Genomic DNA, 13,398 nt, shown 5'->3' with positions numbered 1-13,398 from the left:
CGGCCCTGCGTCCTCCGATGTTCAACACCAACCACGGGAGGCTTAGCCATGCCCCAAGAGAAGTCCCCTGCCCGTCACCGGCTCGAAACCATCGAGCGGCAGGAAGAGAAGATCTGGGTGGAGTTCTACCCCGAAGTGCGCCGCGATGAGACCCTCGCCGCGGAGATCCTGACGGAACTCGAACGCGACGAGACGCTCCGGCGCCGCCATCGCGGCCTGTACCTGTGCTGCCAGCGCTGCATCCGGCTCCATGAAAGCCGCGAGACACGCAACCGCCGCATCGGCAGGGCCGTGCGCAGCCTGCTGCGGGCCGTGTTCATTTCGTTCCCGAGGGCGGTCGCCGAGACGCTGGGCCAAGGCCGCAACGTCGCCGTGGCCTGCCTGCCGGAAATGGAAGAAGAGCCCGCAGCGCCCCAGGTCAGGCGCCTGATGGAGAGTGACGCCTACGCCCAGGCAGAGAAGTCCTTCAGGGAACGCGCCCGCAAGGCCGCGGACAAGACCGACACGGGCACGCACGCGCTCGCCGCAGAGGACACCGCCCCGGCGGTGCGGCCATCGGCGGCAGGCTGAGCCCGCCGCCCGCCAGAGACCGAACGCCCTGCGCGCCGCCCATGCGGCGCGCACGGGCGCATCGGCGCTCGCCCGGCCCCGACTGGACAGCGGGCTGGCGCGCCAACAAACGCCGCACTCACCCCGCCCTGCCCTTCTTTCCGCGCTCCAACCCCGTTCTCCCGCCTTTCGTGGCCACCTCGTCGCCCAGCCGCGCGCCACTGCGCTGCTTGGGACTGCGCCGCGCCTTGTCGGCGGAGGGTGTGCGGTCAAACTCCAGCAGCGCCGACGGGGGAACCCTCAAGGTCTCTGCAAGCACGCAGATGTTGCGCAGCGCCACGTTGCGCAAGCCTCGTTCGATCTCGCTGAGGTAGCTCCTCGACATGCCGCTGTCGTAGGCCAGCGCCTCCTGCGACACCCCGGCGTTGCGGCGCGTCGCTGCCAGGTGGCGCCCAAAGCACACGAGGGGGTCGTATTCCAGTTCCATAGCACTCCTTTGATCCGTACGCTATCGGATCACTTGCTATGGAGCTACTCGATATGAGAGCACTCGCTATAAGCGCACTCGCTATGAGTGCACCCTCTATAAGTGACATTCGCGCGCGCTGACCGCCTCCCGGATACCCCCGGTTCGCCATGGCCGCGGGCCGGAATGTGAGGCCCCGTCCTTCAGCCGGACGCCGCCGACGCCGCTACCGCCTCAGCGGCCGCCCTGGCGCGCATCCGGACGCCCGACGCATGCGTCGAGCTGTCCGTCGATGAGCCAGTGCAGAAAGGCAGTGGCATACGACGTTCCATGGTAGTAGCCCTTGCATTGCGCGACATAGCGCTCGAGATCGGCGAGCGTGCGGATGTCCGCCGGCTCGAAGTCGGTGATCTCTTTGAAGACCTCGGCCTCGCGCCGGGTCAGGCGTATCTGGTTGCCGCAACGAAGCATCGTCATGCACTCCCGGGACGGTGGGACTGCCATGTTCACGCAAAGTTCGACCGTTGTGCGAACGGCCGCGCCTCGCCATGGCAAATCGCACCCCGGTGCGACCGCCATCGGTCCCCGGTCCGATCCTGGTCTCAGTCGTCACGCTGCCCGCATGCGCCGTCGGCACTCCTGCAGGCCGGACCCCACCCTCCTGCCATGCCGCAGGGCGCCGGGCCCCGCGGCGTAGGTGAACGCTCCGCGAGCAACCGGGACTTGCCGGGCAGCGAGCACGCCCCCTAGACCAGCCCCTCCATGAGCTGCTCCAGGCTCGGCCGCGGGCACCGGGGCGGCCGCACGTCGCGGATCCCCAGCAGCTCGCCGATCTGCTCCTCGTCCGCGCCCCGGCGCACCAGGCGGTGCATCACCGTGTGGCGCACGTTCTGCGCCGACAGGCCGGGGATGCCGATCCGCCGGAAGATCTTGCGATAGGCATAGTGGATCTCCTCGCAGAGGTAGCGCATGCCCGATGCGGTCGGAATGCGCTCTATCGGAAAGGCAGCGCCTTCCTGCGTCAGGAAGAGTGCCTGCACCGGGTCCAGCCCCCGGTAAGCCAGCGGCTGGGCCCCGGCGGATCCCGGGGCCCGCACCGCGAGATAGGCGTCGATGGCCTCGCGCGCCGGCACGCTGGTGAAGTACAGGGGGCGGCTGCGGCGGTTCACCGCCACCTCGGCGCGGACCTCGGAATGCAGCCTGACGGTGCCATCGTCGTTCAGGTAGTCCCGCACCTGCATGCGCGCGACCTCGAGGGGCCGCGCTCCGGTCGCGAGCAGGATCCACACCATGGCCACGTCCCGCTCGGGTGTCGCCGTGTGCAGCCGCGCGCGCCGCATGGCGGCCTGGATGTCCTCGTCCGAGAGGATCACGGGCGCATCCGTCTTCCCGGCCGGCGCCATGGGCCCATACCGCTGCAGGGCCGACTCGATGGCCAGCCGGTGCGCGCGCAGCGTGCGCACGAACACCGCGCGGCTCTCGTTGAGGCCCTCGACGCCGATCTCGCGGACCAGCCGGAGCACGAGCGCCTTGACGCGCCGCTCGACCCCGGTGCGCGTCATGCCATGCTCGCGGGCCACCGCCTCGTAGGTCATGCCCCCGAGCACGGCAAGCAGCAGCATGGTGGAGAGTTCCAACCGTTCCGAATCCATATCGAGCCATCCGCCCAGCTTCCATCTGAGCCCGATGCTCCGGATTCGCGCCCGCTGGCGCCAGCCCGAAATTGCTCCCAATTGGGGGCGATTTCGGGAGCAGGCCCGCGCTGTCCATCGCAGCGCCTTGCGCCCGAAGCGGAAACCCGCCAAGCCGGCCGGCGGACACCGCGTCGCCGAGGACAGCCCGTGGCCGTCCCATTGACCCAGGTCAAGGCCCGCGCGAGGCCCGCGCGGGTCCGGGACAGCAGACCCGCGCCGGGCGAAGCCTGCCCTTCAGGCGAGCCGGCAGACCTCGTCGAAGGCGAGGCGCGGCAGCCGCGGATGGACCTTGGACGGGTCGCCCTTGCCCAACGTGCAGAGCACGTTCGTCCTGACCTGCGTGCCGGGCCAGAACTGCGCGTCGACCTGGTCGGCATCGAAGCCGCTCATCGGGCCACAGTCCAGTCCGAGCGCCCGGGCCGCGATGATCAGGTAGGCGGCCTGCATCGACGAATTGCGAAACGCCGTGGCTTCGATCATGGGCGCGTTGCCCGCGAACCAGCTGCGCGCGTCGACGTGCGGCACCAGCCTGGGCAACTGCTCGTGGAACGCCATGTCCATGCCGATGATCGCCGTCACGGGCGCGGAACGCACCTTGGGCTGGTTGGCCGGGCTCACGCATTCCACGAGCCTGGCCTTCTCCGCTTCCGAACGCACGAAGACGACGCGCGCCGGCTGGCAGTTGACGGACGTCGGCCCCCATTTCATGAGGTCGTAGAGGGAACGCAGCATCGCGTCGGGCACCGGCGCGTCGAGGAAGCCGTTCTGGCTTCGCGCCTCGGTGAAGATCTGCTCGGTCGTGATGTTCATGGGAATGATGCTCCTCGGAAGAATGGTGCCGTCAGGCCGGCCCGGCCGCGGCGATGAACGTGGCCACCGCGCCCCCGGGTGCTGGCGGCGGTCTTGGGGCCCGGTCAGCGCAGGCCCAGGATCTCCGGCCCGTGGGCCATCCACCAGGCCGAGCCCCATAGCAGGTGCACGGCCGCCGACAGCGGAAGACACACCGCGAGCCAGATCCACCAGGCGCGCGGGACCCTGCGGTGCCGGACCAGGTCGTAGACGAACAGCGGCGCCACCCACAGCAGCGTGTACAGGTCGGACGCGGCCGGGCTTTCCGGGTAGGTGCCAGGCAGCGGGATGCGGTCGATGCCCGCGCCCAAGGGCCAGACCGTGGCCAGGACCAGGAGGCGCTTGTGTGTCTGCGGATCACCGGTTCGCACCCACAGGGCCCAGGCGATCAGCACGGCAAACACGACGCCGGCGCGGATCTGCGACAGGGGCCGGTTCGGGATCCACGCCTGCAGCAGTTGCAGAAGGGCGGGTTCGGTGCCGGCCGGGGGCGCCGCCAGCATCTGGTGGATCGGCCGGTCGACGACGGGCACGAGCAGGACGCCGCTGAGGACCATGGCGGGAGCCACCAGCAAGGCCAGCATGCCGAGCCGCCGGTGCAGCCAGGGCGCGCCCGTGGCCACGAGGACGGACTGCACGAGCAGAAGGGCCAGCCAGCCGCCCATCAACACGGCATGGACGTGCAGCACGGGCGGCATCGGCCCCTGCTCGCCCGCGCGCACGGAAGCGAGCTTGGCGATCGAGCTGGGGACGAAGCCCGCCAGGGCCGTGGCCACGAACAGCGCGGCCATGAAGACGAAGATCCAGCGGTCCGCGAACGCGGCACCTGCGCTCCGGGCCGGTGCGCCGCGACCCAGCTGGGCGCTGGCAATGTGGTGAGTGCTCATGGTGGCTGCCTCATGGTTCTGCGTGCCGCACGCGCACCTACAGCGGCCGTGCGGACGCCGCCGCGGCAATCGCGAGCAGCCCGGCCATGATCGCGATGTTGTTCGCGAAATGCTGGACCTCGTTCGCGCGCTCTTGGGCCGGCGCGGCCCAGAAGTTATGGTTCAGCGGGGTGATGATGGCGGTCAGGACGAGCAGGACCAGCGCCGCAGGCACGATGCCCCGGCCCAGGATCAGCGCGCCGCCGCCGGCGACCCAGACCAGGATCGTGACGATGAGCAGCGGTCCCGGCACCGGCACGCCCTTGGCCGCCATGAGTCCCGTGACCATCTTGAAGTCCTTCGCCAGGCCGAGGGCCGTGACCAGGTAGAACAGGGCGACGACGACCCTCGCAGTCGCTGCTCCCCAGACGCTGAATGTCTCCATGGATACTCCGTTCATGTTCTTGCGATGGATCCGGGCGGACCGTGCGGACACCGGTCAGCCTTCCTGCGTCTGCTGGACCAGCCCCCGGCTCAGCCCGAGCACCGGCGGGAAGTCGGGCACCGCTGCGCTCGGGCGTGCGGAGAAGCGCCGATACCAGCCCTGGAGGCTGGGGCAGTCCTCCGGGATCGGGACGCCGAACAGCTCGGTCGTGGTCTGCAGCAAGGCAAAGCCGACGCAATCGGCGGTGGTCAGACGATCGCCGGTCAGGAACGCCCCGCCCCGGTCCGCCACCATGCGCTCGAGCAGCTGCAGCTTGCCGAGCCATGCCGCCATCCCGGCCCGCGCGACCGCCTTGTCCTGCGCCACCTCGGCCGCGAACAGCCGGCTGCCGTTGAAGGCCCAGATCCGCAGATAGACGGTGGCCTCCTCGATGACGGTGATGAACTCCCGCGTGCGCGCGCGCTCCACCGGGGTCGCGCCGATCAGGTCGGGCGAAGGGAAGCGTTCCTCCAGGTACTCCAGGATGGCGAGCGAGGAGCCGATGACCTGCCCGTCGCCGATGTCGAGCGCCGGGACGGTGCCGGCGATCGTCACGCCTTCGATGATGCGCCGCGTCCTGTCCGGCGGCGGGGCGACCTGCACGCGTTCGATGCCCTCGATGCCCTTCTCGGCAAGGTAGACGCCGACGCGGCGGGGATGGATGGACCAGGGTACTTCGTACAGCTTCATGATGGCTTGTCTCCGGCGAGGCTCAATGGGGCGTGACTGGCAGGAGGCGTCCCAGCGAGCCGTCGCCCCAGCCGAGGATGTCCTGGTCGCCGGACGAGAACATGTCGAACACCTTGCCGATGACCACGTCGTGCGTTCCGTACTGCGCGACCTGCTCGATCCTGCAGAAGATGCTCGCCGGCGCGTCGTCGAGATACCAGAGCCCCTCGTGGACCTTCCATGCCGGGTCCTTGAAGCGCTGCTCCCGCAGCCTGGGGTCGCAGAAGGGCCGGAAGTGCGGCTCCGTGGCGCTGTTGAGCAGGTTCACGCAGAACAGGCCGGCCGCGCGGACATGCCGGTACGCCGATCCGTCGCGGTTGATCGAGATGGCCATCGAGCAGGGTTCGAGGGCCACGGGCATGATGGCCGACATGGCCAGCCCGACCGGCTCTCCGAACTCGTCGAAGCTGGTGACGATGCTCACGGGCGCGGGGGTGAAGCGCAGCACGCGCTTGAGCCGGTCCGGGATTTCCGGGGGCTTGGCGATTTCAATCAATTGGGTCATCTTGGGAGCTCTTGTGGGTGGGGGCGCCAGCGGCACGGGCCGACGCCATGTGCGACGGCAGGGCCGGCCGCGCGGCCGGGTTGTCTTCAGGGGCTAACCGCGCTTGAGGGCCAGCAGGCCGGCATCCTTGCCCGCCAGCGTCGCATTGAGCGCAGCGTGGTTGGCCGCCGCCCGGACGTCGCGCAGCGCGCGTGACAGGCGGTTGTTGTAGATCCCCTGGCCCCCGCTGAGCTCGAATACCCGCTCGAGCGCGCCGAGGCACAGCCTGGAAATCGTGGAGGTTGCCGAGCGGTTGCGCAGGATCTGCTCGGGCGGCATCGCCTGCCCGCTCAGCACGATGGGCTCGCACTCGCACGTGATCTTCTGGAGCAGTTCCCAGGCATAGGTCACGTCCCCGACCGCGCTGCCGACCACCGTCTGGAACAGCTCCAGCTCCGCCGGCGGCCGCCCGCCGAACTTGCCGGGGCTGTTGCGGATGCTCTCCACGAAACTGTCGATGCCGCCGCGCGCCGCGCCAACCATCGCGCTCTGGAGGCTGTGCGGCGCCAGGCCGCTGAAGAAGTCTTGCAGGTCGACCACGCGCACCTCGGGCACGAAGGCCCCGGCGACCTCCAGTGTCTTGCTGCCGGTGCCCGCGAGGCCCATCACGAACCAGTCGTCGTGGATCGCATAGTCGCTGCGGGGGACCAGGAACAGCTTGCGCGCCGGTGCCCCCTTCTCGTCGAGGACCACGCCGCCGAGCAAGGCCCAGCTCGCATGGTCGGTGCCGCTCGAGAAGGGCGACTTGCCGCTGATCTCGTAGCCCCCATCGACCTTCCTCGCCTGCAGCGTGGGAGCGAATGCGGAGGAAACCAGGGCCTTCCTGTCATCGCCCCAGACCGCGGCCTGCGCTTCGGCGGGGAAGGTGCCCACCACGACGGAGTGGCCCGCCAGCACGCAGTAGATCCAGCCGGTCGAGCCGCAGCCGCGCGCGAGCTCGTAAACCAGTTCGTACAGTTCGTGGAAGCTGCGGCCCAGTCCGCCCCACTGCGGCGGCTGCACGAGCCGCATCAGGTCCGCATCGTAGAGCTCGGCGATGGTCTCGCGCGGAATGCAGCGCTCGCGGTCCGTCTGCTCGGCGCGCGCCTCCGCCTTGCGGCTGATCCGGCGGGCGCGCTCCAGGAGCTCGGCGTGCGATGGCGCCGCGGCGGCGGTGGCGCTCGCCTTCGGCGAGGGATTCAGTACAGCGTTGTTTGACATCTCGGATTCCTTTTTCAATCTGGTTCAACGACTCGCGCCTGGCACTGCCGAGCGCGCGGCGGGACGCGGCGACGGGAGGGCGGAGCCATCCCGCCGCAAGGTCGCCCGCCCTCGCCCGGGGCTCAGAAGAGCGGGTAGGTCAGCGGCAGGCCGAGGTGGTGTTTGCCGTGCAGTTCGCGGGTCGCGTCCCAGTCGACGAATGCATGGACCGACACGGTGTTGAGATCACGCCAGATGCGCTGCAGCGCCTGGTCGTTGTGGAAGCTGGACGCCCCCGAGGCGCCCATCATGGCGTTCACGGTTTCCCGGCTGTGCTTCGAGATGAAGGCCGTCAGCCCCTTCAGCTTCAAACGCTCGTCCACGGTGAATGGACGGCCGGCCAGGATCTCGGCGGCGTGGCCGTAGACGGCACGCGCCAGCTCGTCGGCGGCACGGGTGGCGATCTGGAACTCGCCCAGCATGATCTGGGCATGCTGCTGCTCCTTAACCACCGCCCCGGTGAAGTTGCGGACCCGGCGCTCGACGGTTTCCTCGTAGGCCCGCAAGGCCCCCTTCAGGCACCCGACGATCACCGGAGCGAAGGTGCAGTACACCAGCACGAAGAAGGGAATCGAGTACAGCGGGTTGTCGTAAAGGCGGGACCCCGCCGTCGGACCTTCGTAGAACTCGCCCATGGCGGCCGAACGGTGGTCCGGCACGAACACATTGGTGGCGACGTAGTCGTTGCTGCCGGTTCCCGACATGCCGGCGAAGTGCCAGTTGTCCTCGACCTGGACCTGCGCCACGGGCAGCAGAAAGCCGCGCTGCTGGCCATCCTCGGCCATGCCGCCGATCATGACCCAGTCGGCATGCATCACACCCGACCCCCACAGCGCCCGCCCGCTCAACTCCCAGCCGCCGTCCACCTTGCGCGCCTTCATGTTGGGGGCCGAGGCCGCCGGCAGCAGCACATAGCCCTTCTTCCCGAACAGCTCCTCGTGCGCCCGCTCCGGGAACTTCGGCACATAGATGTTGTGCATGATGTAGAAGGCGGCGATCCAGCCCGTCGAAGGGCAGGCCTCGCTGATGATCTCGATCACCTCCAGCGCGGTGGACAGGCTCGCTTCGGCGCCGCCCCAGCGCTTGGGCACGAACATCTGCACGATACCCGTCTCGATCAGTTCCTGGATGGAATCGTCGTGCGGCTTGCGCCGGACCGCCGCCTCGGCAGCACGGGCTCGGATGCGCGGAGCGATCTCTCTCGCGCGCTGGATCAATTCGGAATCAGTATTTGGCATTCTCGGCACCTTCTAAGGACGTGGAGTACGGGAGACTCCTCCGCCTGCGGCGGGGCCGGGCGGGACTCAGGACCGAGTGAGGTCATGCGCGGCCGGGCTCTTTTGCTTTCGCGGCCCGGTCCTTCGCAAGCGGAGTTGTCTCTTGGTGCATAGCATCTCAGCACCCCCTCCAGCACGCCATCCGCTTTTTGCAGCGGCTATCCCGGGTCTACATCTTCTTGATGTGTGTCGGGTTCCTCGGCCCCGTCCATGGCACATCGCATGTGCCGTGTGCCAGCGCGCGGGGCGCGCCGGCCGCGGAGCGCGTCGGGCCTCGATCCGGGCAGGAAGCCAGGGCACCCGCCGCGCAGCGGCTCCTCCTCCTTCCCGGGCGCCCGCTCGGCCGGAGAGTGCCTTGCCCGGCACGCTGCCGCCACAAGCGGGCGGAGTCCGGCTTCACTACCGGCAGGGCTGCGGCAACCGCCCCCTCGGGGGCTGCGGGATGTCCCGATGCCACTTCCCCGCGCTTCATGGTATTTTGGATTGATATGAGCTAGATCATTTTCAATCATGATCATTTTTTTGGGTTCGCCTGCATTGAAGCCGGTGCCTTGGGCGAGCCACGCAAGGCAGCCGGCGGGCGGAAGGTGCTGACGAGAAGATGCCCGGACGCGCGTCGATGCGCCGCACGGGTCGACCGACAAGGAGACAAGGGATGCCAAGTTCCGGGTTTGCGGAGACCTTCCGGTCCCAGGCACTGCTGTCGCGCCAGCTGTTTCAAACGCACGACCCCGACGAGGCCCGCAGCCGCGTCGGCGAGGTGCTTTCGCCGCACGAGCTCCGGGTCCTGGACACCGGGGACGCCGTGGACACGCGCATGTACCGCGTCACGCTGGGATCGATTTCGCTGCACCGCCTCAGCTACGGCGCCGCCGTGGAGGTCCGCCCCGGACGCATGGAGAACGCCTACCTGGTTCAGATGCCGATCTCGGGCTCGTGCGTCGTGCGCTGCGGAGACACCACCGTCGATTCCAGCCCGGGCGTGGGCACCGTGGTCACGCCCACCGAGCCGCTGCACCTGCTGGGGCACAAGGGGTGCGACCAGATCATCGTGCAGATCGACCGCTCCCTGCTGGAGCGGCATTGCGGACAGCATCTCGGACGGGACCTGTCGAAGCCGGTGAAGTTCGCCCCCAGGATGGCGCTCGATGGTTCCCAGATCGAGCCCTGGCGCCGCCTGATCGAGCTTCTGGTGAGCGAGGCGGCCCACGACAGCGGCATGCTGGCGTCGCCGGCGGCGCGATCCAACCTGGAGCAGATGCTGGTCAGCGCCCTGCTGTTCGGACAGTCGAACAGCCTCAGCGACGAACTGCGGCGCCCGACGCCGCCGATGGCCCCCTACTACGTGCGCCGCGCCGAGGAGTACATCCACGCCCATGCAGGCGAGCAGGTCAGCATCGCGGACGTCGCGGAACACGCGGGCGTGAGCATCAGCGCTCTCTATTCCGGCTTCAAGAATTTCCGCGACACGAGCCCCGCGGCGTTCCTGAAGTCGATCCGCCTCCAACGCGTTCGCGCCGAACTGCTCGAGGGGGCTTCCCGCGACGAGACGGTCACCGGGGTGGCGATGCGCTGGGGATTCACGCACCTGGGCCACTTCACCGCCGCCTACAAGCACAAGTTCGGCGAAGCGCCGTCCCAGACGCTGCGCCGCTCCATTCGCTGACGGGCGGGCGCGTGCCAGCCCCGGCGGCGGCCGGGCCGCGAGAGGCCCAGCCCACCCCGTCCTGCTCAATCCAGCAGCGCCGCCTTCAGGTCCCGCCAGCTCCGCGCATCGGGCGCGCAGATCAGCCCGCCTGACATGTGCGCGGGGAGAAAAGGCGAGCCATCGAAATGCGCGCTGTGCCCGCCGGCTTCGCGGTGCAGCAGCCAGCCCGCGGCGTGGTCCCAGGGCATCAGCTTGTTGTAGAACAGCGCGTGGACCTGCCCGGCCGCCGCAAGCCGGTACTCGTGCGCCGCGCAACGCAGCCAGCAGGTGGTCGACAGCGAGGACAGGCGCTGGTTCACGCGCGTGCGCAGCGGCTCGGGCAGGAAGTTGGTGCCGATGACGCCGTCCATCTGGTCCGGGGGCACCGGTGCAGCCACCCGCAGATCGATGCGGCGCCCGCCGCCTTCATGTTCGAGCCATGCGCCGCCGCTCCTGAACGCGTAGGCCGTGCTGCCGGTCACCGGATCGTGGATCGCGCCGGCCATGATCTCTCCGCGCACCACCGCAGCGGCCATGACGCCGAACAGCGGAAGACCGCTGGCGAAATTGCGGGTGCCGTCGAGCGGATCGACCACGAAGGCCAGGTCGCGGCCGCCGATGCGCTCCAGCAGTTCCGGGTCGCGGCCGGCCGCTTCCTCGCCCACGATGAGCGCGCCCGGGAACCGGCGCGCCAGGTCGCTGGCGATCGCCGCCTCGGAGCGTTCATCCGCCAGCGTGACCACGTCGAATGCCGAGGTCTTGCGCGCTATCTGGTCCGGCGCGAGGCGGTTGAAGCGCGGCATCAGCTCGGCCTGTCCCGCCGCCTGCAGCACCTTGCCCATCCATAACAGGTCATCCATCGAAAACGCCATATGCCAGCCTCCTTGCGGCGTTTCAGTGTTGGCCCCGCACGGGCAGCGGCAATGCGTGCAGCGGGTCCCTTCCTTGCGGCCGCGCGCGCAGCGGGGCCAGGCCACGCTTCCATGGCGATGCCGCGTACGTGCGGGACGGCGGGGCACCTGTGCCTCCGGATCCACCCGAGCGCATGCGCGCGCAGGCCGCTCCTTCGCGGTCGACCGGCGCCGTGCGCTCGCGGGACGCTACGCCGGGGAGCGCGGATGCTGGCTTCCTTGGTCCGCGATCCAGCGGCGCACGTCCTCGGCCCGCCACGCGGTGACCCGGGGCGACAGCTTCACGGGCGCAGGGAAGCTGCCGCTGTCGACGCGGCGCCACAGGGTCGACTTCGAGATGGGCACGAACACCAGCACCTGGCGTTCGCGCAGAAACCCCGTCTCGGGCAGCACGGCAGGACGTTCGGATGGGTAGGTCATGGTTCGACTCCTACACCGGCAAGGCCGGTCGGTGGCCGACCCGCTCGTTCACGTGGGGCTAGGTCAGGATGACACCCACGCTAGGGACGCAACACGCTGGCGCACACCGTGGACGTCCCCTGGACGGTGTGGCGATCGACAAGTTCATGGCCGCGCTCGGCGGACGCCTCTGGTCACCGCGGCGAGCGACGGCAGACCATCCGGCGGCGGGCAGGCGCGAGGAAGAGAATTCGCAAGCAGCTCCAGGGCTGGAGGGTCGAGGAGATCCAGCTGTCCCCGCCCGAAGTCACCGCGGAGAACACGGGCGCATGCGGGCTGCCGGAACCATATCGCGCCTGCGCCAAGAGGCATAGGGTGCCGGGCCGCGGCGCCACGTCCTAGCACCGAATGCCACGCCGCGGGAGACAAGTCGGAGTGACTTCCCGCAGCGGACCTTGTCTCGTGTCGGCGCAGTCGTTCCCTCGCCCTCGCCTGGGGAGAATGCGGCAGGCTCGAAAGACAGCGGCGGCAGGCATCTCGCGCGCGGAGCCGAAGGAATCCGAGCGCATCGGTGCGGCAGGGCTTTTATAAAACCAAAAAGAATATCAAGCTTCTCGTCCATACGAATCGAGATATACTCAAACCAGTTCAACTGGCTGTTCCCAGCAGCCACGACAACGCCCGCCGAAGGCGCCACATCGTCCCGCGCGGCTAGCTTTTGCGGCTATTGCCGCCCGGTGGGTCTGTAGAGCTGCAGCCTATCCCGTTTCTCCATGCTCATGCAGGTCCATTCCAGCCTGCGTTGCCGACTGAACCCGATTCCAAATACCGCCATTCCCATGGGCAAGTACGTCGTTTCGCCCGCGACACACCAGACCGACTGTGGCCGCTTCCGCGCCTCCGTCTCGGTCCAACGCTCTCAAGGCAACGGCAGCTACTGTCGAGTGTTCCGCTTTGACAGAGCCTTTGCCTCTCGCGAAGCCGCGCGAATCTTCGCAGTCACCCAAGGCTGGCTGCAAACGTGCATGCAGCACCCTCCGGCGTGCTGAGCAACTGCGCCCCACCGCGTCCCTTCCATCCGTCCGCATGTGGCCTCCACATGCACATCCCTAGCGCAAACGGCGCGCCCTTGCGCGCGCCCCATGAATAAAGGCTTTTCCATGTCCAGCAAGATCTATGTAGGCAACCTCCCCTACTCCGTCACCGATTCCAGCCTGCAGAGCAACTTTGCCGAGTTCGGCAGCGTCGCCTCCGCCAAGGTCATGACGGACCGTGAGACCGGCCGTTCCAAGGGCTTCGGCTTTGTCGAGATGGCTTCCGCCGAGAACGCCCAGGCCGCCATCAGCGCTTTGCACGGCAGGTCCGTCGATGGACGCTCGATCGTCGTCAACCTGGCTCGCCCCCGCGAAGAGGGTCGTGGTGCGGGTGGCCATGGTGCCCAGGGCTACCGTGCAGCCGGCCGTTCGGATGTCGGCTACGGCGATGGCGGCTACGGCGGTGGTCGCTACTGAACCCAGCCGCACCGCAGAAAGACCGGCCCATCTGGGCCGGTTTTTTTCGCCTCCACCGGCCCGCTGTGGACCGCCGCCCAGCCTCTGGGCCGATGGCGCTGTGCCCCATCCTCGTTCGGTCCCTTCAAGGGTCTGCGCGCTTGTCCGCGGCGATGCGGACGCGATTGCGCCGCCTCGTTGCCGTTCGTGATCG

The 13,398-nt window shown here is 68.7% G+C and carries 16 protein-coding genes; 4 read left to right on the top strand and 12 right to left on the bottom strand.

Going from position 1 to position 13,398, the window contains the following annotated elements:
• Nucleotides 1-48 precede the first annotated feature (48 nt).
• On the top strand, nt 49-570 hold the full coding sequence (locus BM070_RS11030; RefSeq protein ID WP_059400300.1) for a hypothetical protein: 522 nt from the start codon (nt 49-51) through the stop codon (nt 568-570).
• A gap of 118 nt (nt 571-688) precedes the next feature.
• Here BM070_RS11030 and BM070_RS25335 read toward each other — a convergent pair whose 3' ends face one another.
• From BM070_RS25335 to BM070_RS10980, 10 genes are all read right to left on the bottom strand, one after another.
• The gene (locus BM070_RS25335) at nt 689-1,036 is read right to left on the bottom strand and encodes a helix-turn-helix domain-containing protein (protein WP_082136761.1); all 348 of its coding nucleotides are present in this window, start codon (nt 1,034-1,036) and stop codon (nt 689-691) included.
• 213 nt (nt 1,037-1,249) lie between these two features.
• Entirely contained in the window at nt 1,250-1,492 is a 243-nt protein-coding gene (locus BM070_RS11020; RefSeq protein WP_242455311.1) for a hypothetical protein, read from the bottom strand.
• Between the two features lie 269 nt (nt 1,493-1,761).
• The gene (locus BM070_RS11015; RefSeq protein WP_139222802.1) at nt 1,762-2,652 is read right to left on the bottom strand and encodes a tyrosine-type recombinase/integrase; all 891 of its coding nucleotides are present in this window, start codon (nt 2,650-2,652) and stop codon (nt 1,762-1,764) included.
• Between the two features lie 291 nt (nt 2,653-2,943).
• A complete protein-coding gene (locus BM070_RS11010) occupies nt 2,944-3,519 on the bottom strand; it encodes a malonic semialdehyde reductase (protein WP_059400298.1) in 576 nt (191 codons plus the stop codon).
• A gap of 104 nt (nt 3,520-3,623) precedes the next feature.
• Entirely contained in the window at nt 3,624-4,445 is an 822-nt protein-coding gene (locus BM070_RS11005) for a hypothetical protein (RefSeq protein WP_059400297.1), read from the bottom strand.
• Nucleotides 4,446-4,482: 37 nt separating this feature from the next.
• Complete coding sequence (locus BM070_RS11000; RefSeq protein WP_059400296.1) at nt 4,483-4,869, bottom strand: DoxX family protein; 387 nt, start codon at nt 4,867-4,869, stop codon at nt 4,483-4,485.
• Nucleotides 4,870-4,923: 54 nt separating this feature from the next.
• Nucleotides 4,924-5,598 (bottom strand): glutathione S-transferase family protein, encoded by a 675-nt coding sequence (locus BM070_RS10995; protein WP_059400295.1) that lies wholly within the window; start codon nt 5,596-5,598, stop codon nt 4,924-4,926.
• Nucleotides 5,599-5,620: 22 nt separating this feature from the next.
• On the bottom strand, nt 5,621-6,142 hold the full coding sequence (locus tag BM070_RS10990) for a flavin reductase family protein (protein WP_059400294.1): 522 nt from the start codon (nt 6,140-6,142) through the stop codon (nt 5,621-5,623).
• A gap of 93 nt (nt 6,143-6,235) precedes the next feature.
• Nucleotides 6,236-7,381 carry an acyl-CoA dehydrogenase family protein gene (locus BM070_RS10985; RefSeq protein WP_059400293.1) on the bottom strand — a complete coding sequence of 382 codons (1,146 nt, stop codon included), beginning with the start codon at nt 7,379-7,381 and terminating at the stop codon, nt 6,236-6,238.
• Between the two features lie 122 nt (nt 7,382-7,503).
• Complete coding sequence (locus BM070_RS10980) at nt 7,504-8,658, bottom strand: acyl-CoA dehydrogenase family protein (RefSeq protein ID WP_082136759.1); 1,155 nt, start codon at nt 8,656-8,658, stop codon at nt 7,504-7,506.
• 694 nt (nt 8,659-9,352) lie between these two features.
• Between BM070_RS10980 and BM070_RS10975 the strand changes: the two genes are divergently transcribed.
• A complete protein-coding gene (locus BM070_RS10975) occupies nt 9,353-10,363 on the top strand; it encodes an AraC family transcriptional regulator (RefSeq protein ID WP_059400291.1) in 1,011 nt (336 codons plus the stop codon).
• Between the two features lie 65 nt (nt 10,364-10,428).
• Here the strand turns inward: BM070_RS10975 and BM070_RS10970 are convergent, their stop codons facing one another.
• Together BM070_RS10970 and BM070_RS10965 are read right to left on the bottom strand one after the other, a co-directional pair.
• Nucleotides 10,429-11,361 (bottom strand): inositol monophosphatase family protein, encoded by a 933-nt coding sequence (locus BM070_RS10970; protein ID WP_245785184.1) that lies wholly within the window; start codon nt 11,359-11,361, stop codon nt 10,429-10,431.
• A 123-nt stretch (nt 11,362-11,484) separates the two neighbouring features.
• The gene (locus tag BM070_RS10965; RefSeq protein ID WP_059400289.1) at nt 11,485-11,715 is read right to left on the bottom strand and encodes a helix-turn-helix transcriptional regulator; all 231 of its coding nucleotides are present in this window, start codon (nt 11,713-11,715) and stop codon (nt 11,485-11,487) included.
• Nucleotides 11,716-12,533: 818 nt separating this feature from the next.
• Between BM070_RS10965 and BM070_RS25130 the strand changes: the two genes are divergently transcribed.
• Both BM070_RS25130 and rbp read left to right on the top strand, forming a co-directional pair.
• Complete coding sequence (locus tag BM070_RS25130) at nt 12,534-12,743, top strand: hypothetical protein (RefSeq protein ID WP_082136757.1); 210 nt, start codon at nt 12,534-12,536, stop codon at nt 12,741-12,743.
• A 111-nt stretch (nt 12,744-12,854) separates the two neighbouring features.
• On the top strand, nt 12,855-13,205 hold the full coding sequence (gene rbp / locus BM070_RS10955; protein ID WP_059400288.1) for an RNA-binding regulator: 351 nt from the start codon (nt 12,855-12,857) through the stop codon (nt 13,203-13,205).
• Nucleotides 13,206-13,398: the final 193 nt, after the last annotated feature.

Source organism: Paracidovorax wautersii (assembly GCF_900113035.1).
GTDB classification, from domain to species: Bacteria; Pseudomonadota; Gammaproteobacteria; order Burkholderiales; family Burkholderiaceae_C; genus Paracidovorax; species Paracidovorax wautersii.
This window is presented reverse-complemented; position numbering and strand designations above follow the sequence as displayed.

Bases quoted from the DNA above. Each gene is read 5' to 3' on its own strand.
- BM070_RS11030 (WP_059400300.1), top strand. From the start codon at position 49: ATGCCCCAAGAGAAGTCCCCTGCCCGTCACCGGCTCGAAACCATCGAG.
- BM070_RS25335 (WP_082136761.1), bottom strand. From the start codon at position 1,036: ATGGAACTGGAATACGACCCCCTCGTGTGCTTTGGGCGCCACCTGGCA.
- BM070_RS11020 (WP_242455311.1), bottom strand. From the start codon at position 1,492: ATGACGATGCTTCGTTGCGGCAACCAGATACGCCTGACCCGGCGCGAG.
- BM070_RS11010 (WP_059400298.1), bottom strand. From the start codon at position 3,519: ATGAACATCACGACCGAGCAGATCTTCACCGAGGCGCGAAGCCAGAAC.
- BM070_RS11005 (WP_059400297.1), bottom strand. From the start codon at position 4,445: ATGAGCACTCACCACATTGCCAGCGCCCAGCTGGGTCGCGGCGCACCG.
- BM070_RS11000 (WP_059400296.1), bottom strand. From the start codon at position 4,869: ATGGAGACATTCAGCGTCTGGGGAGCAGCGACTGCGAGGGTCGTCGTC.
- BM070_RS10995 (WP_059400295.1), bottom strand. From the start codon at position 5,598: ATGAAGCTGTACGAAGTACCCTGGTCCATCCATCCCCGCCGCGTCGGC.
- BM070_RS10990 (WP_059400294.1), bottom strand. From the start codon at position 6,142: ATGACCCAATTGATTGAAATCGCCAAGCCCCCGGAAATCCCGGACCGG.
- BM070_RS10985 (WP_059400293.1), bottom strand. From the start codon at position 7,381: ATGTCAAACAACGCTGTACTGAATCCCTCGCCGAAGGCGAGCGCCACC.
- BM070_RS10980 (WP_082136759.1), bottom strand. From the start codon at position 8,658: ATGCCAAATACTGATTCCGAATTGATCCAGCGCGCGAGAGAGATCGCT.
- BM070_RS10975 (WP_059400291.1), top strand. From the start codon at position 9,353: ATGCCAAGTTCCGGGTTTGCGGAGACCTTCCGGTCCCAGGCACTGCTG.
- BM070_RS10965 (WP_059400289.1), bottom strand. From the start codon at position 11,715: ATGACCTACCCATCCGAACGTCCTGCCGTGCTGCCCGAGACGGGGTTT.
- BM070_RS25130 (WP_082136757.1), top strand. From the start codon at position 12,534: ATGGGCAAGTACGTCGTTTCGCCCGCGACACACCAGACCGACTGTGGC.
- rbp (WP_059400288.1), top strand. From the start codon at position 12,855: ATGTCCAGCAAGATCTATGTAGGCAACCTCCCCTACTCCGTCACCGAT.